The organism is Rhodococcus sp. GQ147, from assembly GCF_059759155.1.
Window position 1 is genome coordinate 164097 of the sequence record NZ_JCAXDU010000008.1, and the last position, 20029, is coordinate 184125.

A 20029-nucleotide genomic window follows, 5' to 3' on the forward strand; every position below is an offset into this window, starting at 1 on the left:
CGATACTGCTGGGATGAGCCACGCGACGAATCCCGCCGACGGCACCCGGATCCGGTTCACCACGGCAGGTCCCGAGGGGGCACCGGTCGTGCTGCTGGTCCACGGCAGTGCCCTGTCGTCGGCGGTGTGGCGGGCCTTCGGCTACGTGAAGGCACTCAGCGGGGATTTCCGGCTGGTCATGCCCGACCTGCGTGGGCACGGCCGCAGCGACACCCCTCACGACGAGGACGCCTACGCGATGGACGCGATCGTCGGGGACCTGCTGGCCGTCCTGGATGCGGCCGGGGTCGACCGGGTGCACTACGTCGGCTATTCGTTCGGCGCCCGTGCGGGACTCGCGCTCGCCGTCGACGCTCCGGACAGACTGTCGAGTCTGACGCTGCTCGGCGGGAGCGCACGCCCCCAGGCGGGATCGATGGACGCGATGTTCTTCCCCGGCACCGTCGACGTGCTCGAGCGCGAGGGCATGGACGGTTTCGTCCGTGCCTGGGAGGAGCGGCGTCGCACGCCGGTCGATCCCGCGACGCGCTCGGCCTTCCTGAAGAACGACGCGCAGGCTCTCGCCGCCTATTTCCGCCGGTCGGATCGGGAACCGGGGATCGACGACGAGATGCTCGCCGACATCGACGTGCCCGTGCTCGCCGTCGTCGGGTCGGACGATCGCCTGCGCGTGGAGGACACCCGCGCGTTGTCGCGCACCGTCCCCGGTGCGCGACTCGCGATCCTGCGCGGGGTGGACCATGCCGAGACGGTCTCGGCCGCGCTGCCTGCGGTCGAGACCTTTCTCTCGGCACGCGCCGGTCGGAAACCGACCGACACGCTCTGATGCTCAGGCCGGGCGCTCAGGCCGGGACGACGACCTGTTCCCGCGGTGTCATCGCCGGCACCGGCCGGGACTGCTGCGCCCTCCGGTGCGGTGCGACCGCGGCCTTCTCCTGCGCAACACGGGCCACCGCCTGCTGCCGGCCGGCTCCGGATGCCTCCGCGAGCAGCGCCGACACCGACCGCTTCATGACCTCGACGGCTTCGGGCACCGGCAAACGCAGTACGTCCCGCAGCGACACCCAGGTGGGCCAGGTCGTCGACACACCCAGCAGGTTCTCGATGTGGGTGCGGACGGTGCCGTCGACGCCCTCGAACTGGTCGGAGAACAACGCCCCGATCTCGTATCGCGCCCGGTCGAGATAACGCACGCGGTTGCGCTGCAACTCGCGCGAGAACGGCACCCGGATCTCGGACGACCGTGCGAACGGCGCGATGTATTCGAGCATCTCCGCCCGCTGCCTGCAGTAGGCGTCGATCCGCTCCTCGAGCGGCAGCGACGGATCGATCGGCTCGTAGGCGTCGACCTGGCGCCGCATCAGCTCGGCGCCGGTGACGGCGAACAATGTCTCGAGGTCGCCGAAGTGTCCCCACAACGATCGCAGGGACACCCCGGCCCGCGAGGCGATCTGCGCCCCTGTGGGTTTGAGCTCTCCCGCCCTGATGAGCGCGATATGAGCCTCTATGACGGCCTGCCGGGTGCGCTCTGCGCGAGCGCTCCTGCCGTCCGTCGTGACCGACGGCTTTTCGCCGTCCCTTCGTTCCGCGTACATCGCTCCCCCGATTTCCGCTCGGACTCCCCTCCGGACCGGTCGCTCCCCTCGTCGGCGACCGGCATAACTTTTCTCATGGCGAACAATAGTCGACACAGTGGGGGAATTGTCATCCCCCCTCCGAAAATTGTCCTTTTTGCTAATTTCGAGCGGTCGTATTCAGGGCTTACTGTGCGAGCAATCCCTTCGCGATATGTGTTACTTGAATTTCGTTACTACCGGCGTAGATCATCAACGATTTCGCATCACGCGCAAGTTGTTCGACGCGATATTCGGCCATGTATCCGTTTCCTCCGAACAGCTGCACGGCCTCCATCGCCACCTCGGTCGCAGCCCGCGACGAGTACAGCTTCATCGCCGACGCCTCCGACAGGCTCACCGGCTTCCCCGCCTGCGTGCGTTCGATCGCGCTGAAGACCATGTTGCGGACGTTCACCCGCGCGATCTCCATCTCGGCGAGCTTGAGCTGGATCAACTGGAACTGTGCGATCTCCTTGCCCCACAGCTTCCGCGACTTCGCGTACTCGGTGCACAGCTTCAGACACTGCTCGATGATGCCCAGGGCCAGATAGGCGATGCCGATACGTTCGGTGGCGAAGGATTCGCGCGCGCTGTCCTTGCCGTCGCTGCGACCGCCGTCCTCGGTCTCACCCAGCAGCCGGTCGCGGGTCAGGCGCACGTTATCGAAGAACAGCTCGCCCGTCGGCGAGGAGTTCATGCCCATCTTCTTGAAGGGCGGGCTCTGGGTGAGCCCTTCCATGCCCTTGTCCAGCACGAATGCGAGCACCTTGCGGTCGCGGCGATCCACCGAGGAGTCGCCCTCGTCGAGCTTCGCGTACACGATGATCACGTCGGCGTACGGACCGTTGGTGATGAAGGTCTTCTGGCCGTTGAGGACGTAGTCCTCCCCGTCGCGGCGCACCGTCGTCTTCATCCCGCCGAAGGCGTCCGAACCCGAATCGGGTTCGGTGATCGCCCACGCTCCGACCTTCTCGAAGGTCACCAACTCGGGCAGCCATCGCTTCTTCTGCGCGAGGGTGCCGCGGCTGCGGATCGTGCCCGCGGTCAGGCCCAGGCTGACGCCCAGCGAGGCGATGAGCCCGAGGCTCACCCCGGCGATCTCGATATTGAGCAACGCCGCCATCCCCGGCGACCCGCCGGTACCACCGGACGACCCCGAAGGCTTCTCTCCGCGTTCCTCTTTCGCGAGGGCGCGTTCGAGCGACTCACGGGCCATCTCGTCGATGCCGAAAGTCGCGTACAACTTCCGGATGATGTCGTACGGCGGCAGTTCTCCCGATTCGAGACTGTCGACGTGCGGGCGGATTTCCTTCTCGATGAAACCGCGAAGCGCATCGCGGAACATGAGGTCTGTGTCGGACCACTCGTACATGACGCAAATATAGAACGGGTTTCACTTTTTGCCCAGGCTCCCGTCCCGCCGAGCTCTCGAAAACGCTCCGCCTCCCCCGATGCCGGTACTAGCCTTCGCCGCAGAGCACTCCGTCGGTGGGAGGGACATCGGAGATGGTCGATACGAGTGGGTTCGCCGGCACGGACGTCCTCGCCCTGCACATGGGCGACGGCCTGATCGCCGACCGCGCGTCCGCGTGGTTCTTCGTCATCGCCGTGATCGGGGTCAGCATCGCCGCCTGGTACGCACGCAGCGACCTGAGCAAGAGGTCGGTGCCTACTGCGGCGGTGGTCTGCGCCCTGTTGTTCGCCCTGCAGGTGGTCGACGTTCCGGTGCTGCCGGACGTGAGCGGCCACGTCGTGGGCGGCGCGCTCGCGGCGATCCTGCTCGGCCCGTTCGTGGGTGCGGTCGCATTGACGATCGTCCTCGTGGTGCAGGCCTTCGTCTTCGCCGACGGCGGCCTGTCGGCACTGGGCGCCAACGTCACGAACATGGTGCTCGTCGCCATCGCCGCCGGTTTCCTCGCCGCGACGGCGCTGCGCGCACTGTGCGAACACCACGGGGTGCGGCGGTTCGTCATGCTCGGTCTGGTCTCGTTCGTCGCAGGGTTCGTCTCGGTCCTCGCGGCGGTGACGGGTTTCGTCGTCGAATACGCACTCGGTGGCACCTCCACGGTGCCGGTGTCGAACATCGGATTCCTGTATGCGACCCACGTTCCGGTCGGGGTTGTCGAAGGGCTGGTGACGGCCGCCGTCGTGCTCGCCGTTGCGCGGATCTCCCCGGAATCCGTCCATCTCACCCGGCTTCCGGTCAATCCTCTCGACGCGACCGCCTCGCCGCCCCCGCCTCCGCGTCCGCGCGCTCGCGGGACGCTGTTCATCGGCCTGGCGTTCACCTCGCTCGTCGTCGCGGGGATCCTCGCGCCGCTCGCCGTCGACACCCCCGGCGCTCTCGAGGTCGCCACCTCACGCGGCTGCGAGATCGACTCGCTCGCCGAGGATCTCACAGGCGACTGCATGGCACGGGACGTCGAGGAACATCGGCTCGCCGACAGCGCACTGGCCGACTACACCATCGACGACCGTCCCGGTTCGACGGGTGTGGCCGCGGTGCTGGGGACGCTCGGCACCTTCGTCCTGGCCAGCGTGTGTTTCCGCGCTCTCGTGCCGCGGCCGGCAATCTCCGCGACCACGGAGCGCCGCACACAGCAGCGGAGCAACTCGGCAGGCTGAGTCCACGGGTCGACGCGGACCCCGGGTCAGCGGGGGAGATGCGTCTCGATGATCGCTGCAGCCATGTCGCGGCCGAGCCGGATCGGTTCGACGGAGTGCTCGAACTTGCTGCCGGACAAGGCACCGTCGTAGATCAGTTGCACGCTCCCGGCCACCACCTCGGATTCGGTCGCCCCGGCGAGATTCAGCAGGTCGACGAGCGTCGAATTCAGCCATTCCCGGTGCGCGAGCACCGGTTCGAGAGGCTCCTGGGGGAATTCCGTCGCGGCGTTGGCGTACTGGCATCCCCGGAAGTTCTTCTTCGGCGCCGACTGCATCGCGAGATCGAAGAAGGTGAGGATCTTCGCGATCGGATCGTCGAGCGGTTCGGCGGCGGCGTGCCACCGCTGCCGGTCGCGCTGGTCGAGATCCTCCAGATAGGCGAGCACCAGTGCATCCTTCGACCCGTACGACGAGTAGAGGCTCGCGCGGGCGACGCCGGCCTCGGCGAGGATGCGGTCGATGCCCACCGCACGGATGCCGTGCTCGGCGAAGAGCGTGCTCGCGGTGTCGAGCAGACGTGTGGAGGGTGAGGGCTTGGACGGCGATCGCTCGGCTTTCCCCTTCGGACCGGCCGTGCCCTTCGGAGTGCCGATCGATTCACTCTCGACGAACGTACGCACGTACCCAGAGTAACGGACAGGGCGCGATAGACAGACCGTTCTATTCACAGTACGGTGGAGCACGTGACACACAGCCTTCTGACTCGCCGCCTGCACGTGGATCTCGTGCGGGTGTCGACTGCTGCGTGTTGTCGCTCCTCTCTCTGACCGGCCTCGTCTGCGTGCGCCGCATGCCGTAGTCGCCCCGTCCGAAGACGAAACGGCGCCCCGCCGTGCCCGGACCGGTCACAGTTCCAACCCGCTTTCCCGGAAGGTGACCCCATGTCGCTGTATCTCTACGAACTCGTCCCCACCGAGGGCCAGGCCGAAGCTGCCATCAAGGCCTTCGACGATGCTGTCGTCGCCGCCGGCGGCGAACTGATCGAATCGCAGGTCACCACTGGCGGCACGCGCGTCTTCGCGATCGCCGAGTTCGACGCCTGCCGCCCCGCCCAGCTCGAGTCGGCCTCCCTCGATGTCGCCGAGATCGTCGGCCCGAACGAGGTCCGTCTGGTCGGCGCCGAGCTCGACCAGATCAAGGCCACCCGCCCCGAGGCCGGTTACCTCGTCGAGTGGGACATCCCCGACACCATCGACATGGAGACCTACCTCGCGCGCAAGAAGGCGAATTCACCGAAGTACGCCGACGTCCCCGAGGTGAGCTTCCTGCGCACCTACGTCCGCGAGGACATGGACAAGTGCCTGTGCTTCTACAACGCCCCCGACGAGGCCGCCGTCGTGCGCGCCCGCGAGGTCGTCAGCACGCCCATCGACCGTCTCCACTCCCTCGAAGGATAAGCATCCGATGACCGCGGCCATTGACCGGACGAGCGAGGAACAGCGCGCGGCGATCGCAGAGTTCGTACGCGATCGCGCAGCTGCTCTCGATCGCGGAGAAACCGACATCCGCACCGACATCGCCCGTACAGGCGAGCTCGGCCTGCTCCGCAAGGGGCTGAGCGGGGAGTGTCTCTCCGAGATGGTCGCGGTCATCGACGAGGTCGCCGCCGAATCGCTCACCGTCGGCTTCTCGCTGTGGGCGCAGCGCATGGCGCTCGAATACATCGATCGCGCACCGCAGTTCCTGCGCGATCGTTACCGGGACGACCTCGCGTCCGGCCGCACGATCGGCGTCACCGCCATGGCCGCGGCGCTCAAGCATCTTGCCGGTCTCGGCGAGCTCCCCCTCGTCGCCGAACGAACGGACGACGGCATCACCGTCACCGGCCCGATCCACTGGGCGTCCAACGTCTTTCCCGACTCGGTGATCGTCTTCCCGGCCCGCACCGCCGACGGTGACCGCCTCGTCGCCGTCGTCCGCGCCGACGCCGAGGGCATCACCATCGCGGATTCACCCGAACTGCTCGCGCTCGGCGCCACGTCGTCGACCTCGCTGAAGCTCGATGGTGTGCGGATTCCGCAGTCGCACATCCTCACCGAGGATCTCGCAAACTTCTGCGGTTCGATCCGGCCCACCTTCATGATGCTGCAGACCTCGTTCTGCGTCGGCATGGCACGCGCATCGCTCACTGAGGCCGTCGGCCGTCTGCACGGACTGGGCGAGCAGTTCACCGGTGAGTACGAAGAGCTTTCGGCGCAGTACGAGTCACTGCGCGAACGGCTGTACCGCTTCGCCACCGATCCCACCTCGATCGCTCCTGCGGAGTTCATCCGCCTGCGTCTCGACGGTTCGGTCGTCGCCGTCGCCGCGACCCGCCTCGAAGCGACACTGCGCGGCGGTGCCGGATACGCGACGGCCAGCGCCACCAACCGCCGATTCCGTGAGGCGGCCTTCCTGCCCATTCAATCGCCGTCGGAAGGACAGCTGCGGTGGGAACTGTCGCAGTACGAATAGCGAACGGATACAAGAGTTTCGCCGGTCGTCGTAGCCCGGTTCTCCAGGGGGTGGATCTGGATATCGCGACCGGCGAGTTCCTCGTGGTGCTCGGCAGCAGCGGTAGCGGCAAGTCGACGCTGCTGCGGATCGTCGCGGGTCTCGATCACCTCGATCGCGGTTCCGTCGACTGGCCCGACACCGAGGGCGACAACCGTCCGCACACCGGGATGGTCTTCCAGCAGCCCTTCCTGATGCCGTGGCTCACCGTGCGCGAGAACATCGCCTTCGGTGGACGGTTCGCCGCGCACCGCGAGCGGTTCGACACCGCCTACGCCGATTCGCTCCTCGAGCGTTTCGGCCTCTCCGCGCTCGCCGGCTACTACCCCGACCAGCTGTCCGGTGGTCAGGCCCAGCGCATCGCCGTCATCCGCGCCGTCGCGGTGCGTCCGCGACTGCTGCTGCTCGACGAACCGTTCAGCGCCCTCGACCCGGCCACCCGCTCCGATTTGCGGTCGTGGCTCGGCGAACTCGCGCGCGATCTCGGTTTCACGACGGTCCTCGTCACCCACGACATCGACGAGGCGCTCGAACTCGCCGACCGCATCGCACTGTTCGGGAGTTCGGGTGTGGTGCAGCAGGAATGGGCGCTCGGCGGCATGTCGGCGCTCGACCGCGACGCGCTGCGTCCGGCCATCCTGGCGCACTACCGCGATTCGTCGCTGTCCGCGACATGACCGATCCGGGTCTGTTCAGCCGTCGCACCCTCATGCGCGGTGCGCTCGGCCTCGCGGCAGCCGGGGGTATTGCCGGCACGATCGACCTCGCGCGCACCGCGACCACCGACCGCGCCAATCGCACGGGGCAACTGCGCATCGGCTACCTGCCGATCACCGACGCCGCGCCGCTGCTCGTCGCGCACGGGTCGAGCCTGTATCCCTCCGGCGTCGTCGATTCCGCGAAGCCGGTGCTCTTCCGCAGTTGGGCGTCGCTCGCCGAAGCCTTCATCAGCCGGCGCGTCGACGTCGTGCACCTGCTCATGCCCATGGCGGTCCAGTTGCGGTACAGCCTGGGTAGTTCCGTGCGGATCCTCGGCTGGAACCACACCAACGGCTCGGCGCTGACGGTCGCCCCGCACATCACCGACCTGAGCGATCTCGCAGGCCAGACGGTGGCGATCCCGTTCTGGTGGTCGATCCACAACATTGCTCTGCAACAGCTGTTGCGGGCGCACGGACTGACACCGGTCGTGCGGGAGGCGCCGTCGAAGTCCGCCCGTACCGTGGGCCTCGTCGTGATGGGTCCGTCCGACATGATCCCGGCCCTGGCGAACGGCTCGATCGCCGCGTTCACCGTCGCCGATCCGTTCAACGCCGCCGCGGAGGTCCGCGGGGTGGGGCGGATCCACCGTTTCCTCGGTGATGTGTGGCGCGACCACGCGTGCTGCGCCCTGCTCGTGCACGAGGACCTGATCGAACGCGACCCCGTCGCCGTACAGTCCCTCACCGACTCGGTGGTCTCCGCCCAGTTGCAGATCGGCGCCGACCGTCAGGCCGCGGCCGCGATGTTGTCCGCCGGATACCTTCCGCAGCCGTTGCCCGCGATCACGAAGGCCCTCACCTATCCCGACCGCGAGGCCGGCACGATGCACCCGCAGTGGCAGCCGCAACGCATCGGGTACCAGCCGTTCCCCTTCCCGACCTTCACCGCGGCACTGATCGAGGCGATGCACGACACCGTCGTCGACGGCGACACACGGTTCCTCTCTCGTCTCGACCCTGCGACGGTGCACGACGACCTCGTCGACGACCGCTTCGTCCGCACATCCCTCACCCGCGTCGACGGCACCGATGCCTTCGGCCTTCCCGCCGATCTCACCCGCACAGAGGAGGTCGATCCTTCGTGAGCGCCCCGACCGGCACGGCGCCGGAGACGGCCCGCACCGTCCGGCAGCTGCCCCTCGTCCCCCAGGCCGTCGCCATCGTCATCGCGATCGCCTTGTGGTGGCTGGTGACGACGGTGCTCGTCGCGCCGGATTCGCTCGTGCGGGACTTCGCCCCGCAGTACGTCTTCCCGGCGATCGTCGACCTGTTCGCACGCGGCGTCCTGCTGCCCGACACGCTCGCGAGCCTGTGGCGGTTGCTGGTGGGTCTGCTGATCGCCGCGACGCTCGGCATCCCGCTCGGGTTGCTGATCGGACTCAACCCGTTGGTCGAGCGCGCGACGATGCCCATCATGCAGTTCCTGCGGATGATCTCGCCGCTGTCGTGGGCGCCGATCGCCGTGGCGTTGTTCGGCATCGGCCACCAGCCCGTCTTCTTCCTCATCGCCGCCGCCGCGATCTGGCCGATCGTCATCAACACGGCGGCCGGTGTGCACGGCATCGACCAGGGCTATCTGATGGTGGCCCGCTCGTTCGGTGCGACGCGACTCGAACTGCTCACCACCGTCGTCCTGCCGGCCATCCGCGCGCAGGTGCAGACCGGTCTGCGGGTCGGTCTCGGTATCGCGTGGGTCGTGCTCGTCCCCGCCGAGATGCTCGGCGTGCGGTCCGGTCTCGGCTACCAGATCCTCAACGCCCGCGACCAGCTCGCCTACGACCAGGTCATGGCCGTGATCGTCGTGATCGGTTTCCTCGGGTTCTGGCTCGACTGGGCGGCGCGGCACCTGCTGCGCGAACGGCGGAGGCCGGTGAGCGTCGAGGAAGCCGACCGCCCGCTCTGACCTGCGATCAGGACTCGAGCGGCGTCAGTACGAAGACGGGGAGCACCCGGTCGGTGCGCTTCGCGTACAGCGCGTAGTTCGGCCACGTCTGCAGCAGCACCTGCCACAGCCGCGCGCGTTCGTCGCCCTCCGCGATCCGCACCGACACCGCGTGCTCGTGCCCGTCGTACAGCACCTGCGCCTGGTCGGCCGCGCGCAGGTTGATCGCCCAGGACGGGGCTTTCGGGTGTCCCCAGTTCGACCCCACCACGAGCCATCCCCCGTCGTGCGGCACACACAGCAGCGGTGTGGACCGCGGCACCCCGCTCTTGCGGCCCTTCACGGTGAGCACGAGCGAGGGCAGTCCCGCGATCGCGAGCAGGGTGACCTTGCCGCGCGTGGCCCGTTGGATGGTCTTGTCCACCGCGATGATCGGCTGTGAATACCGCGGCAACCACGGCAACGCTCCGATACGGACGGCGACCGGTCGGAGCGGATTCATGCGGTCATCTCCCCCAGGCTGCCAGCAGCGTCCGGGCGGCGGCGACGACGGCCAGCGGCTGATCGATCATCGGATGGTGGCCCGAGGCCGGAAGATCGATCAACAACGCATCAGGACCCAGATTGTCGACCATCCGCCCGTAGAGCGCGTCGTCGATGATGCCGCGTTCGCAGCGGAAGTAGGCGACGGCGCATCCCGGACTCATCGCCTCGAGGCTACGGCGCCCCTCACGTCCCATGCGGAGATTGTCGAATTTCCACGACCAGCCGCCGTCGACCTGCTTCAGCGATCCGCGGGCGATGTGCTCGAGCACGTAGGGTTCGGCGTCGTCCTGCGGCGGCACGAGGCGGAATCGGGCGACGGCGTCCTCCGCCGCGGCGTACACCTTCGGCGGTCCGGCGTTCGCGACGGCCTTCGCGCGCATCTCGAGTTCCTCGGGCGTCATGTCGCGGATCGGCGAATCGATGATCACCACACCGGCGAGTTCGTCGCCGTGGAGATGTGAGGCGGCGAACGAGACGATCCCGCCCATGCTGTGACCGATGAGGACCGGTGGACCGCTGATACCGCCGGCGCGGGCCGCAGCGACGACCTCCGCGGACCACGCTTCCAGGGTGTAGTGCTCGCGGTGGTCACTGTCGCCGTGACCGCTCAGATCGAGCGCGACGACACGACGTCCGGCGGCAAGCTGCGGGCCGATGTGGTCCCACCACCCCGAATGCGCCATGCCGCCGTGGACCAGCACGATGCCCGGCAGACCGGATTCGCCCCACGCCCGGTAGGCGATGGTCGCACCGGCTGCCTCGACCTTCCCGGTCTCGACGGGTGTGGCCAGGGCGTCGACGAACCACTGAGGAGCAGATCCACTATTGCTCATTATTCGAACTTATGTCAGATGTGACGAGCGCCAACATCCGGGCCATCAGTTCGATCCGTCGCACCTCGAGTTCCGGCTGCGGATGCACCGTCGACGCCAGCGCTTCGCCGTCGAACATGTGCACGAGCGACAGCAGGAGGGTGTCGAAGACGTCGGCCGGGAACCGTGCCGCGACAGGCAGCGACCTGCCGAGATCGACGATCTGGGCGTGGTAGCGCTCGGCCATCGGCGTTAGATGCTCCCGCAACGCCGGGTCGGTGCGCGCCGCGCCGAGCAGTTCGTACCAGGCTGCGTTCATCGGGGCCCGACAGGCGGTGCGCAGCAGTTCGAGGCACACCCGCAGCGACTCGGAGATGTCCGCGTGCTCGTCACCGAGCGCCGCGAGACCCGCTTCGAAGTTCGCGAACTGGCGTTCCCGGACGGCGTCGGCCGCCGCGATCATCAGGTCGAGTCGCGTGGGGAAGTGCCGGAACACCCCACCCGACGACACCCCCGAACGCCGGCACACCTCACCGATCGTGGTCCCGGTACAACCGAGCTCGGCGAGGGCAGTGATGGTCGCGTCGAGGATGCGGCCGATCGTCTCCTCCCTGCGCTCCTGCTGGGTACGGCGTACTACGGATGCACTCACGCGACGGGCTCACCCGCCGAGATGCGCATCGGCGCGGGTCCGCGCTCCTCCACCCCGGCGCGCAGGAACCGGCCGGTGCCGACGGTATGTCCGTAACCGGGCACGAACTCGCCGTCGCGGAAGACCACCCGGCCGGCGACCGCCGTCGCCGTCACCGCGCGGTCATTGCGGTTGACCATGCGGCGGATTCCGCCGAACTCCTCGAGCGGCGACTCGTGATAGGCATCGACGTCGGCGTTCAGTCCGGCAGGATCGACGACGACGAAGTCGGCGCGGTCGCCCACCCGCAGGTGGCCGGCGTCGATTCCGTAGAAGTCGCCGAGTTCGCCGGTGAGCTTGTGGACGGCTTCGGGCAGCGGGAGGAACGGCCTGCCCGCCTTCTCGGCGTCGTGGACGCGGCGGAGCAGGCAGATCGCGAAGTTGTAGAAGGCCATGTTCCGCAGGTGGGCGCCGGCGTCCGAGAACCCGACGGTGACGCCGGGCGTGCGGATGAGCCGGTCGGCGACCTTGCTTCGGTCGTTGGCGATCACGGTGTGCCACCGGAACTTCCTGCCGTACTCGACGACGAGGTCGAGGAAGGTGTCGACAGGATGCAGCTTCCTCTCGCGCGCGACGTCGCCGATCGACCGGCCGACGAGCGAGGCGTCGGGACATTCGACGATCCGGGTGTCGTCGAAATCGCGGTGCCACACGCGCGGTGAGAACTTCTTCTCGAAGTCCTGCCGGAACCAGCGGCGGTAGGCCTCGTCGCGCAGCAGGTCGTTGCGGACGAGTTCGTCCTGCAGATGCAGTGCGGCACGGCCTGATCCGAACTCCTCGAAGACGACGAGGTCGATGCCGTCGGAGTACACCTCGAAGGTCGTGGGCAGGTGTTGCCAGCGGAAGGCACCCTTGCCGATCCGGTTGGCCGCGAATGCAATCGGACCGAAGATGCGGTTGACCCACCGTTCGGCCTTCGTGTCGGCCGCTGCGAGCACCGACGTCTTCATCGGCTTGCGCCCGATGCCCGTGCCGGCGAGGGCGAAGAACACGACGTCGTACTTGGTGTTGAGGTTCGGCACGGCCTGCAGGGTGCGACCGCGTCGGCGCAGGATCTTGTGCAGGCGGCGGAATTCCGACCACGACGCGTGGGTCGACGGCAGGGTGCGCGAGCGATAGCGGTCGCCGTCCATCTTGTCCCACGGGTTCGTCATCGTCGACACGCCGAGGAAGCCCGCGTCGAGGGCGTCCTCGATGCGGGCGTCGATCTCGGCGAGTTCGGCCCGGGTCGGTCGGTTCGCCGACTCGGTAGAGCGTCCGAGCCCCATCACCGACGCGCGGACGTCCGAATGTCCCACGAAGGCCGTCACGTTCGGGCCGAGCGGAAGCTTGTTCAGCGCCTCGATGTATTCGCGGGGCGTGCTCCACGTCTTGGACTTCTCGAGGGCTGAGAGGACGTGCTCGCGCGGGAGTGCTTCGACGCGACTGAACAGGTCGGCAGCGTCGACCGGCGGCACGAAGACCGTCGAGATCGAGCAGTTGCCCATGAGCACGGTCGTGACGCCGTGCCGCACCGACTCGGACAGACCCGGACCCACGAGCACTTCGGCGTCGTAGTGGGTGTGGGTGTCGACGAAGCCCGGCATCACCCAGCGGCCGTGCGCGTCGACGACCTCGGTGTTCGGGCCGGCAGGAAGGTCGTCGGAGGTCGCGGTGACGACGACTCCGTCGCGGATACCGAGGTTGCGGACGACGCCGGGTGCGCCCGTCCCGTCGAACCAGAGACCACCTCGGACGATGACGTCGAAATCCCCATAATTGTGATCCACACCACTCATGGCGCGAGGGTACACGAAAAAGAGGCCGCGCACTCTCTAAATTCCCGGTTCCGACGGTCTACGGTTCGGCCATGGACCTCGACACCACCCCGGCACTGCTCGTCGACCGCGACATCCTCGACCGCAACATCGCGCGGATGGCGCAGTCCGCCGCCTCACGAGGCCTGTCGCTGCGACCCCACGCGAAGACGCACAAGTGCTCCGAGATCGGACGACGCCAGCTCGGTGCGGGAGCCCGCGGCCTGACGGTCGCGACCGTCTCCGAAGCCGAAGTCTTCGCCGACGAGGGCTTCGACGACCTGTTCGTCGCGTACCCGCTGTGGGTCGACGCTGCCCGCGGTGCACGGCTGCGCGCGTTGACCGACCGGGTGCGCCTGACGGTCGGGATCGATTCCGCGACCGGAGCCCGGCAATTCGTCGAGCACGCCGGCACCGCGATCGGGGTGCTCGTCGAGATCGACAGCGGGCACCACCGCACCGGCGTGTTGCCCGAACAGGCCGGAACCGTGGCGTCGGCGGCCCGCGAGGCGGGCCTCGACGTGCGCGGCGTCTTCACCTTCCCCGGCCACTCGTACGCACCCGACGCGCCCGACAGCGCAGCACGGGAGGAAGCCGACGCACTGGCGGCAGCAGCGGCGTCGCTACGAGCAGCGGGGATCGAGCCGACCGTGATCAGTGGGGGTTCCTCCCCCACGGCACATCTCGACGTGCCCACGGTTGCAACCGAGTTGCGTCCCGGCGTGTACGTCTTCGGTGATGCGCAGCAACTCGAACTCGGCGCGGTGAGCGAATCCGACATCGCGCTGACCGCCCTGGCGACCGTCGTTTCCGCTCGCGACGAGGTGATCGTGCTCGATGCCGGTTCCAAGGCGCTCGGCGCCGATCGAGCCGCGTGGGCCACGGGGTACGGACGCATCCTCGGGGAACCGGACGCGCGCATCACCGCACTGTCGGAGCATCACGCGACGGTGCAGTGGCCGGAGGCATCGACCCGCCCACAACTCGGCGACAGGGTGCGGGTGATCCCCAACCACGTGTGCAATGCCGTGAACCTCGCGGACGAGTTGATCACGGTCTCCGGCGACGCGGTAGTCGAGCGATGGAAGGTCGCGGCACGAGGGTGCAACACGTGATCCCGAGACGGTCCCCACACGATCACCTCGAATTCGGCGTGTAGGTCACGAACACGACACCGATCCTCCCCGTACGTCGCTACGCTGCGTTGATGCCGCTGAACCCCGACCTTGCCGGACGCATCTTTCCGCCGACGTCCTATCTCGTCGGCCGGGAGAAGATCCGGGAATTCGCCCGCGCCGTCCGATCGACGCATCCGATCCATCTCGACCCGGAGGCAGCCCGGGCCGCCGGCTTCCCTGATGTCGTGGCTCCTACGACCTTCACCACCGTCGTCCAGAGTCCGTCGGTGACACAGCTTCTGGAGACGCCGGGTACCGGTCTCGAGCTGCACCGGGTGGTGCACGGGTCGGAGAAGGTCGAGCACCGGCGCCCGATCGTGGCCGGCGACGATTTGACCGCGACGCTCACCATCACGGAGGTCACCGAACGCGCCGGCAACCACATCCTGTCCACGATCTGCGAGATCCGGGACGACACGGACGATCTGGTCGCGGTAGTCACTTCGACACTGCTTCACCGAGGAGACGACGCATGACACTCGGCACCGCACTACGATTCGACGAACTCGAGGTCGGTGCGGTCATCGCGAAGACCGAACTGACGGTGACCCGCAGCGATCTGGTCCGCTACGCCGGTGCCTCGGGCGACTTCAACCCGATCCACTACGACGACGTCGTCGCAGCCGGCGAAGGGCTCCCCGGCGTGCTCTGCCAGGGAATGCTCACCGCAGCCCTCGCCCTGCAGACCCTCACGGAACGGCTCGGCGATCCCACCGTGGTCGTCTCCTACGAGACACGGTTCACGCGACCCGTTGTGGTCGACCCGATGCACGGTGCCGTCCTGTCGGTGTCTGCGAAGGTCGGCCACCTCGACGAGGCGGAGCGCACCGCACGGATCGATATCACCGTATCCGTCGACGACCGGCGGGTGCTCGGCAAGACCCAGGTCCGGCTCGCGTTCTCGTCCTGACTCCGAGCGCCGGGAATTCGCCGACGGAACGGACCTCGGTAAGAGAGGATCGACCCATGTCGCGGACACTTCTCGCCGGCTTGGCCGCCGCAGCAACAGCCGTGTACCTCGGGGCATGTGCGTCCCCGTCGAGTCCGTCCGTCGAGGAGGGTCCCGCCGGGGTGAGCCGTACCGTCACCGAGCCCTCGACGCCCGGGACAGGTACTCCGCGCGTGACCGGCACCGTCGCGTCCGGTCTCGACACTCCGTGGGGAGTTGCTTTTCTTCCCGGTGGTTCTGCACTGGTGACCGAGCGCAACACCGGCCGGATCGTCGAGATCACCGACGGCGAGGTCCGCGAGGTCGGTCGCGTCGGAGAGACCCTCGCGCAGGGCGAATCGGGACTGCTGGGAATCGCGGTGTCGCCGACCTTCGACACCGACCGCTTCGTGTACCTGTACGTGACAACCGGCAGCGACAACCGGGTACTCCGAGCCGTTTTCGACGGCACCACGCTCGCCGAACCGGAGGTGATCCTCGACGGTATCCCGGCCGGACGGATCCACGACGGCGGGCGGATGATCTTCGGTCCCGACGGGATGCTGTACGTCGCGACCGGCGAGGCGGGCGAGCGCGAACTCGCCCAGGATCCGGAATCACTCGGCGGCAAGATTCTTCGCATCACCGGCGACGGCGAACCCGCGCCCGACAACCCAGATCCGGCGTCGCCGGTGTACTCGCTCGGTCACCGCAACGTGCAGGGACTCGCATTCGACGACCGGGGACGGTTGTGGGCGTCGGAGTTCGGGCAGAACGACGTCGACGAGCTGAATCTCGTGACGGCCGGTGCGAACTACGGCTGGCCCGTGACCGAAGGGGCCGGGGGCTCCGGCGAATTCGTCGATCCGGTCCTCACCTGGCCGGTCTCGCAGGCGTCGCCGTCGGGCCTGGCATGGTTCGACGGCAGCCTGTGGATGGCAGGCCTGCGCGGAGAACGCCTCTGGCGCATCGATATCCCGGATACTGATGTGCAGGACACCGCAGTCACCGCGACCGACTTCTTCGTCGGCGAGTACGGACGATTGCGGACCGTCGTCGCCGCGCCGGACGGCTCACTGTGGCTGACGACGTCCAATCGGGACGGTCGCGGCAGCCCGGCCGACGACGACGACCGCATCCTCCGGATCGAGATCTCCTGACGATCAGGGGACGAGAACGACCACCGTCTCGGCGACCAGTGCCGGACGCGCTCCACCCTCGATCTCGATGGTGTATCCGACGACGAGGTTCGCACCCTTGGCGGTGCGCTCGAGCGATGTGAACTCGGCGCCGGCACGGATCCGCGAGCCGACGGGGACCGGCGCGGGATAGCGAACCTTGTTGCTGCCGTAGTTGACCTTCATCTTCAGGCCCTCGAGGGAGAAGATCTGGGTGCCGAGCACCGGCAGCAGCGACAGGGTCAGGTAACCGTGGGCGATGGTCTTGCCGTACGGGCCGTCCTTCGCACGCTCGGGGTCGACGTGGATCCACTGGTGATCACCGGTGGCCTCGGCGAACAGGTCGATGCGCTTCTGGTCGATCTCGAGCCAATCGCTGTAGCCGAGGTGCTCGCCGACGGCCTTCTCGACCTCGTCGATTCCGTTGAGAACCCGCATTGTTGCTCCTGTCGATGTGCGGCGACGGTCAGAGACCGGCTCGCCTGAGGGTGACGCGATAGGTGTAGTGCTCGGGCAGAAAGTAACTCACCGACAACTCGGTGGGCACGCCATCGTCGTTCGAGTACAACCGGTCGACGCGCAGCAAGGGATGTCCTACTTCACAATTCAGTTCGGTCGCCACCTGTTCGGTGGCGAGCGCGACCGTGATGGACTGTGCGGCTTCGACGATGGGACTGCCGAGATGGGGTTCGAGCAGGCCGATCATCGTGTTCCGGCTGGACGCACCCGCTTGGAGCTCCGGCGAGTCGAGTACGTGCGCGGCGACGGGTTCGGGCAGATGAACGGTGGTGAGTACGAAGGGGATTCCGTCGTGCAGACGCTTGAAGACCGCGGTGTACAGCACGTCGGTGTCGAGGCGGAGCCGGCTCGCCGCATCGATGTCGACCCCGCGCCGCAACGGCGAGACGATCTGCATGACCGTGTCGGCCGACAGAGCGAGCAGATCCTCGATCGAGCCGAGCTGGCGCCGATAACGCCGGCCCGACTCGTTCGCGAAGGTGCCGCGGCCAGGAACACGGTAGACGATGCCGTCGGCCACGAGATCCTGGAAGGCGCGACGCACCGTCTGCCGGCTCACGCCGTGTTCCTCGGCGAGTTCGGCCTCGGTGGGCAGCCGCGTGCCGTCGCTGTACCGTCCCGCCTCGACGGCCTCCCGGAGCTGGCGCGCGAGTTGCGCGTAGGCCGGTTCCGTTTCCCGCACCTTGTAGTCCATGACGGACCGATCCTAGCGGCCGGTCGTCACAGTCCGCCGCGTGCTACGAGCTGGCTCGCGATGACGTTGCGCTGGATCTCGTTGGTGCCCTCGCCGACGATCATCAGCGGCGCGTCGCGGAAGTAGCGCTCGACGTCGTACTCGGTGGAGTAGCCGTAGCCGCCGTGGATGCGCACCGCGTTCAGGGCGATCTCCATCGCGATCTCCGAGCAGTACAGCTTGGCCATACCGGCTTCCATGTCGCAGCGCTCGCCGCTGTCGTACTTCTCCGCCGCGTAGCGCGCCAGCTGCCGGGCCGCGGTGAGCTTGGTGGCCATCTCCGCCAGGTAGTTGCCGATGGACTGGTGCTTCCAGATCGGCTGACCGAAGCTCTCGCGCTGCTGCGCGTAGGCGAGGGAATCCTCGAGTGCAGCGGTCGCGACACCGAGGGCGCGGGAGGCGACCTGCAGACGGCCGGTCTCGAGGCCCTTCATCATGTGGGCGAAGCCCTTGCCGGGCTCGCCGCCGAGGATCGCGTCGGCGGAGATGCGGTAGCCATCGAAGCTCAGCTCGCACGACTCGACGCCCTTGTAACCCAGCTTGGGCAGGTCGCGTGAGACGGTCAGACCCGGGCCGTGCTCGACGAGCACGACGGAGATGCCCTTGTGGCGCGGCTGCGCGGTGGGGTCGGTCTTGCACAGCAGCGCGATCAGCCCCGAGCGACGCGCGTTGGTGATCCACGTCTTGGCACCGTTGATGACCAGCTCGTCGCCGTCACGCTTGGCGGTCGTCGTCATCGCTTGCAGGTCGGAGCCGCCGCCGGGCTCGGTCAGCGCCATCGTCGCCCGGATCTCACCGGTGGCGAGCTTGGGCAGATACTTGCTCTTCTGCTCCTCGGTGCCGAACAGGGTCAGCAGCTTGGCGACGACGGTGTGCCCGCCCATCGCACCCGACAGCGACATCCATCCGCGGGCGAGTTCCTCGGTGACCTGGACGTAGCAGGGCATCGACACCGGCGAGCCGCCGTACTCCTCGGGCACGGCGAGCCCGTAGATGCCGATCTGCTTCATCTGCTCGATCCACTTCTCGGGGTACTCGTTGGCGTGCTCGACCTCCTGCACCGACGGCTTGACCTCCCGATCGATGAAGTCGCGGACGGTCTCGACCAGAAAAGTCTCTTCGTCGTTCAGGTAGGTCACGGGGCATCCTTCGTTGGGGACGGGCCACACGGACCCGGCAAACTTTGTACGGCCATTTTGTGGACCGAGCTCGGACGTTGTCAACGCAAGGACCGTCATTCGACGTCGTGATTGCAGAGTTTTCGACGATACGAACGACTGCACCTTCCTATGAGCACACCTCTCCGTGGGGTGGCATACCGCCAACAATGGCCGTACATTTAGCGCCGTCATTGCCGACCGAACTCCCCGAGGTCCCCGTGTCTTCCGAGCAACACCTCCGCCGGCGCGCCGTTCTCGTCGCCCCCGGCTCCGACGAACGCAAAGCCGGTAAGGCCCTCGCCTCCGCCGCCGACGAGGTCGTCCTCGACCTCGAGGACGCCGTCACCGCCGACCAGAAGGACGCCGCCCGCGAACTCGTGGCTCCCCTGGTCCGCGAACACGGCGCCGCACGCACCGTCTCCGTGCGCATCAACGGACGCGGCACGCCCTGGTTCGAGGACGACCTGCGCACGTGCGCCGCACTCGGCGACGCCCTCGCCTCGATCGTGATCCCCAAGGTCGAGAGCGCCGACGACCTCGTCGAGGCCGACCGCATCCTCGGCGATTCGACCGTCCCGGTGCAGGCCCTCATCGAGACCCCCGCCGGCGTGCAGCGCATCGACGAGATCGTCGCCGGGCCCCGGGTTGCCGGCGTGATCATCGGCTACGCCGACCTCGGCGCCTCCCTGGGCCGCGCTCGCACCGCCGCGCCCGAGCACTGGCTCTACGTGCAGGACCGCGTGCTGCACGCCGCCCGCGCCGCGGGTGTCCAGGCGATCGACGGCCCGTTCCTCGGCATCGCCGACGACGACGCCTTCCGTCACTCGGTGCAGTGGGTGTCCGATCTCGGATTCGACGGCAAGTGGGTCATCCACCCTGCGCAGATCACCTCTGCTGCAGCGGCCTTCACGCCCACCGACGATCAGGTCGACGCCGCCCGCAAGGTTCTCGCCGCGCTCGAGGAAGCCGAGAACCGCGGCGCCGGAGCCGCCCAGCTCGACGGGCAGATGCTCGACGAGGCCGTCGCCGTCGCCGCCCGCCGCACCCTGTCGAAGATCGGAGCCTGAAA

The 20029-nt window shown here is 67.8% G+C and carries 23 protein-coding genes; 13 read left to right on the forward strand and 10 right to left on the reverse strand.

Features of this window, described 5'->3' with window-relative positions:
* Nucleotides 1-13: 13 nt before the first annotated feature.
* Nucleotides 14-826 (forward strand): alpha/beta fold hydrolase, encoded by an 813-nt coding sequence (locus AC6CID_RS11870; protein WP_064060499.1) that lies wholly within the window; start codon nt 14-16, stop codon nt 824-826.
* Between the two features lie 16 nt (nt 827-842).
* Here the strand turns inward: AC6CID_RS11870 and AC6CID_RS11875 are convergent, their stop codons facing one another.
* Nucleotides 843-1433 (reverse strand): hypothetical protein, encoded by a 591-nt coding sequence (locus AC6CID_RS11875; RefSeq protein WP_041803855.1) that lies wholly within the window; start codon nt 1431-1433, stop codon nt 843-845.
* 328 nt (nt 1434-1761) lie between these two features.
* Nucleotides 1762-2988 (reverse strand): acyl-CoA dehydrogenase family protein, encoded by a 1227-nt coding sequence (locus tag AC6CID_RS11880; RefSeq protein WP_033096324.1) that lies wholly within the window; start codon nt 2986-2988, stop codon nt 1762-1764.
* A gap of 134 nt (nt 2989-3122) precedes the next feature.
* Here AC6CID_RS11880 and AC6CID_RS11885 point away from each other — a divergent pair, with 134 nt between their 5' ends.
* Nucleotides 3123-4241 carry an energy-coupling factor ABC transporter permease gene (locus tag AC6CID_RS11885; protein WP_220666567.1) on the forward strand — a complete coding sequence of 373 codons (1119 nt, stop codon included), beginning with the start codon at nt 3123-3125 and terminating at the stop codon, nt 4239-4241.
* 26 nt (nt 4242-4267) lie between these two features.
* Here AC6CID_RS11885 and AC6CID_RS11890 read toward each other — a convergent pair whose 3' ends face one another.
* Nucleotides 4268-4903, reverse strand: a complete 636-nt coding sequence (locus AC6CID_RS11890) for a TetR/AcrR family transcriptional regulator (RefSeq protein ID WP_498353991.1) — start codon at nt 4901-4903, stop codon at nt 4268-4270.
* Between the two features lie 96 nt (nt 4904-4999).
* Between AC6CID_RS11890 and AC6CID_RS11895 the strand changes: the two genes are divergently transcribed.
* The 6 genes from AC6CID_RS11895 (at nt 5000) to AC6CID_RS11920 (ending at nt 9440) form a co-directional block, all read left to right on the forward strand.
* Nucleotides 5000-5050 (forward strand): hypothetical protein, encoded by a 51-nt coding sequence (locus AC6CID_RS11895; RefSeq protein WP_367880875.1) that lies wholly within the window; start codon nt 5000-5002, stop codon nt 5048-5050.
* Between the two features lie 114 nt (nt 5051-5164).
* A complete protein-coding gene (locus AC6CID_RS11900) occupies nt 5165-5680 on the forward strand; it encodes a DUF4242 domain-containing protein (protein ID WP_016694511.1) in 516 nt (171 codons plus the stop codon).
* Nucleotides 5681-5687: 7 nt separating this feature from the next.
* The gene (locus AC6CID_RS11905; RefSeq protein ID WP_006553696.1) at nt 5688-6737 is read left to right on the forward strand and encodes an acyl-CoA dehydrogenase family protein; all 1050 of its coding nucleotides are present in this window, start codon (nt 5688-5690) and stop codon (nt 6735-6737) included.
* The gene (locus AC6CID_RS11910) at nt 6713-7453 is read left to right on the forward strand and encodes an ABC transporter ATP-binding protein (RefSeq protein WP_039585024.1); all 741 of its coding nucleotides are present in this window, start codon (nt 6713-6715) and stop codon (nt 7451-7453) included. Before AC6CID_RS11905 ends, AC6CID_RS11910 begins: the two co-directional genes overlap by 25 nt.
* On the forward strand, nt 7450-8622 hold the full coding sequence (locus AC6CID_RS11915) for an ABC transporter substrate-binding protein (protein ID WP_006553698.1): 1173 nt from the start codon (nt 7450-7452) through the stop codon (nt 8620-8622). The genes AC6CID_RS11910 and AC6CID_RS11915 overlap by 4 nt, the downstream gene beginning before the upstream one ends.
* Nucleotides 8623-8669: 47 nt before the next feature.
* Nucleotides 8670-9440 (forward strand): ABC transporter permease, encoded by a 771-nt coding sequence (locus tag AC6CID_RS11920; protein WP_202399481.1) that lies wholly within the window; start codon nt 8670-8672, stop codon nt 9438-9440.
* Nucleotides 9441-9447: 7 nt separating this feature from the next.
* Here the strand turns inward: AC6CID_RS11920 and AC6CID_RS11925 are convergent, their stop codons facing one another.
* From AC6CID_RS11925 to AC6CID_RS11940, 4 genes are read right to left on the reverse strand one after another with little or no spacing between them, the layout of a single operon-like run.
* Entirely contained in the window at nt 9448-9921 is a 474-nt protein-coding gene (locus AC6CID_RS11925; protein ID WP_039585025.1) for a nitroreductase family deazaflavin-dependent oxidoreductase, read from the reverse strand.
* A gap of 4 nt (nt 9922-9925) precedes the next feature.
* The gene (locus AC6CID_RS11930) at nt 9926-10798 is read right to left on the reverse strand and encodes an alpha/beta fold hydrolase (protein ID WP_019290848.1); all 873 of its coding nucleotides are present in this window, start codon (nt 10796-10798) and stop codon (nt 9926-9928) included.
* On the reverse strand, nt 10788-11429 hold the full coding sequence (locus tag AC6CID_RS11935) for a TetR/AcrR family transcriptional regulator (protein WP_220666564.1): 642 nt from the start codon (nt 11427-11429) through the stop codon (nt 10788-10790). The genes AC6CID_RS11930 and AC6CID_RS11935 overlap by 11 nt, the downstream gene beginning before the upstream one ends.
* A complete protein-coding gene (locus AC6CID_RS11940) occupies nt 11426-13246 on the reverse strand; it encodes an N-acyl-D-amino-acid deacylase family protein (protein WP_039585090.1) in 1821 nt (606 codons plus the stop codon). The genes AC6CID_RS11935 and AC6CID_RS11940 overlap by 4 nt, the downstream gene beginning before the upstream one ends.
* A 71-nt stretch (nt 13247-13317) precedes the next feature.
* Between AC6CID_RS11940 and AC6CID_RS11945 the strand changes: the two genes are divergently transcribed.
* The 4 genes from AC6CID_RS11945 (at nt 13318) to AC6CID_RS11960 (ending at nt 16530) form a co-directional block, all read left to right on the forward strand.
* Nucleotides 13318-14379 (forward strand): alanine racemase, encoded by a 1062-nt coding sequence (locus tag AC6CID_RS11945; RefSeq protein ID WP_024102079.1) that lies wholly within the window; start codon nt 13318-13320, stop codon nt 14377-14379.
* Nucleotides 14380-14471: 92 nt separating this feature from the next.
* Complete coding sequence (locus tag AC6CID_RS11950) at nt 14472-14918, forward strand: FAS1-like dehydratase domain-containing protein (protein ID WP_019290845.1); 447 nt, start codon at nt 14472-14474, stop codon at nt 14916-14918.
* Nucleotides 14915-15352: a MaoC/PaaZ C-terminal domain-containing protein gene (locus tag AC6CID_RS11955; RefSeq protein ID WP_094980008.1), complete on the forward strand. Its 438-nt coding sequence runs from the start codon at nt 14915-14917 to the stop codon at nt 15350-15352. Before AC6CID_RS11950 ends, AC6CID_RS11955 begins: the two co-directional genes overlap by 4 nt.
* Before the next feature lie 56 nt (nt 15353-15408).
* Nucleotides 15409-16530 (forward strand): PQQ-dependent sugar dehydrogenase, encoded by a 1122-nt coding sequence (locus AC6CID_RS11960; RefSeq protein ID WP_498353992.1) that lies wholly within the window; start codon nt 15409-15411, stop codon nt 16528-16530.
* 3 nt (nt 16531-16533) lie between these two features.
* Here the strand turns inward: AC6CID_RS11960 and AC6CID_RS11965 are convergent, their stop codons facing one another.
* The 3 genes from AC6CID_RS11965 to AC6CID_RS11975 are packed head-to-tail and all read right to left on the reverse strand — an operon-like array spanning nt 16534 to nt 18939.
* Nucleotides 16534-16986 (reverse strand): MaoC family dehydratase, encoded by a 453-nt coding sequence (locus AC6CID_RS11965; protein WP_019290842.1) that lies wholly within the window; start codon nt 16984-16986, stop codon nt 16534-16536.
* Between the two features lie 28 nt (nt 16987-17014).
* Nucleotides 17015-17761: a GntR family transcriptional regulator gene (locus AC6CID_RS11970; RefSeq protein ID WP_498353993.1), complete on the reverse strand. Its 747-nt coding sequence runs from the start codon at nt 17759-17761 to the stop codon at nt 17015-17017.
* A 26-nt stretch (nt 17762-17787) separates the two neighbouring features.
* Nucleotides 17788-18939 (reverse strand): acyl-CoA dehydrogenase family protein, encoded by a 1152-nt coding sequence (locus AC6CID_RS11975; RefSeq protein ID WP_019290840.1) that lies wholly within the window; start codon nt 18937-18939, stop codon nt 17788-17790.
* Between the two features lie 212 nt (nt 18940-19151).
* Here AC6CID_RS11975 and AC6CID_RS11980 point away from each other — a divergent pair, with 212 nt between their 5' ends.
* Nucleotides 19152-20027: an HpcH/HpaI aldolase/citrate lyase family protein gene (locus tag AC6CID_RS11980; protein WP_052227260.1), complete on the forward strand. Its 876-nt coding sequence runs from the start codon at nt 19152-19154 to the stop codon at nt 20025-20027.
* Nucleotides 20028-20029: the final 2 nt, after the last annotated feature.

What these genes read in the sequence shown, in the direction of transcription:
- AC6CID_RS11870 (WP_064060499.1), top strand. Translation starts at nt 14, where the DNA reads ATGAGCCACGCGACGAATCCCGCCGACGGCACCCGGATCCGGTTCACC.
- AC6CID_RS11880 (WP_033096324.1), bottom strand. Translation starts at nt 2,988, where the DNA reads ATGTACGAGTGGTCCGACACAGACCTCATGTTCCGCGATGCGCTTCGC.
- AC6CID_RS11885 (WP_220666567.1), top strand. Translation starts at nt 3,123, where the DNA reads ATGGTCGATACGAGTGGGTTCGCCGGCACGGACGTCCTCGCCCTGCAC.
- AC6CID_RS11900 (WP_016694511.1), top strand. Translation starts at nt 5,165, where the DNA reads ATGTCGCTGTATCTCTACGAACTCGTCCCCACCGAGGGCCAGGCCGAA.
- AC6CID_RS11905 (WP_006553696.1), top strand. Translation starts at nt 5,688, where the DNA reads ATGACCGCGGCCATTGACCGGACGAGCGAGGAACAGCGCGCGGCGATC.
- AC6CID_RS11915 (WP_006553698.1), top strand. Translation starts at nt 7,450, where the DNA reads ATGACCGATCCGGGTCTGTTCAGCCGTCGCACCCTCATGCGCGGTGCG.
- AC6CID_RS11925 (WP_039585025.1), bottom strand. Translation starts at nt 9,921, where the DNA reads ATGAATCCGCTCCGACCGGTCGCCGTCCGTATCGGAGCGTTGCCGTGG.
- AC6CID_RS11930 (WP_019290848.1), bottom strand. Translation starts at nt 10,798, where the DNA reads ATGAGCAATAGTGGATCTGCTCCTCAGTGGTTCGTCGACGCCCTGGCC.
- AC6CID_RS11940 (WP_039585090.1), bottom strand. Translation starts at nt 13,246, where the DNA reads ATGAGTGGTGTGGATCACAATTATGGGGATTTCGACGTCATCGTCCGA.
- AC6CID_RS11945 (WP_024102079.1), top strand. Translation starts at nt 13,318, where the DNA reads ATGGACCTCGACACCACCCCGGCACTGCTCGTCGACCGCGACATCCTC.
- AC6CID_RS11950 (WP_019290845.1), top strand. Translation starts at nt 14,472, where the DNA reads ATGCCGCTGAACCCCGACCTTGCCGGACGCATCTTTCCGCCGACGTCC.
- AC6CID_RS11955 (WP_094980008.1), top strand. Translation starts at nt 14,915, where the DNA reads ATGACACTCGGCACCGCACTACGATTCGACGAACTCGAGGTCGGTGCG.
- AC6CID_RS11960 (WP_498353992.1), top strand. Translation starts at nt 15,409, where the DNA reads ATGTCGCGGACACTTCTCGCCGGCTTGGCCGCCGCAGCAACAGCCGTG.
- AC6CID_RS11965 (WP_019290842.1), bottom strand. Translation starts at nt 16,986, where the DNA reads ATGCGGGTTCTCAACGGAATCGACGAGGTCGAGAAGGCCGTCGGCGAG.
- AC6CID_RS11970 (WP_498353993.1), bottom strand. Translation starts at nt 17,761, where the DNA reads ATGGACTACAAGGTGCGGGAAACGGAACCGGCCTACGCGCAACTCGCG.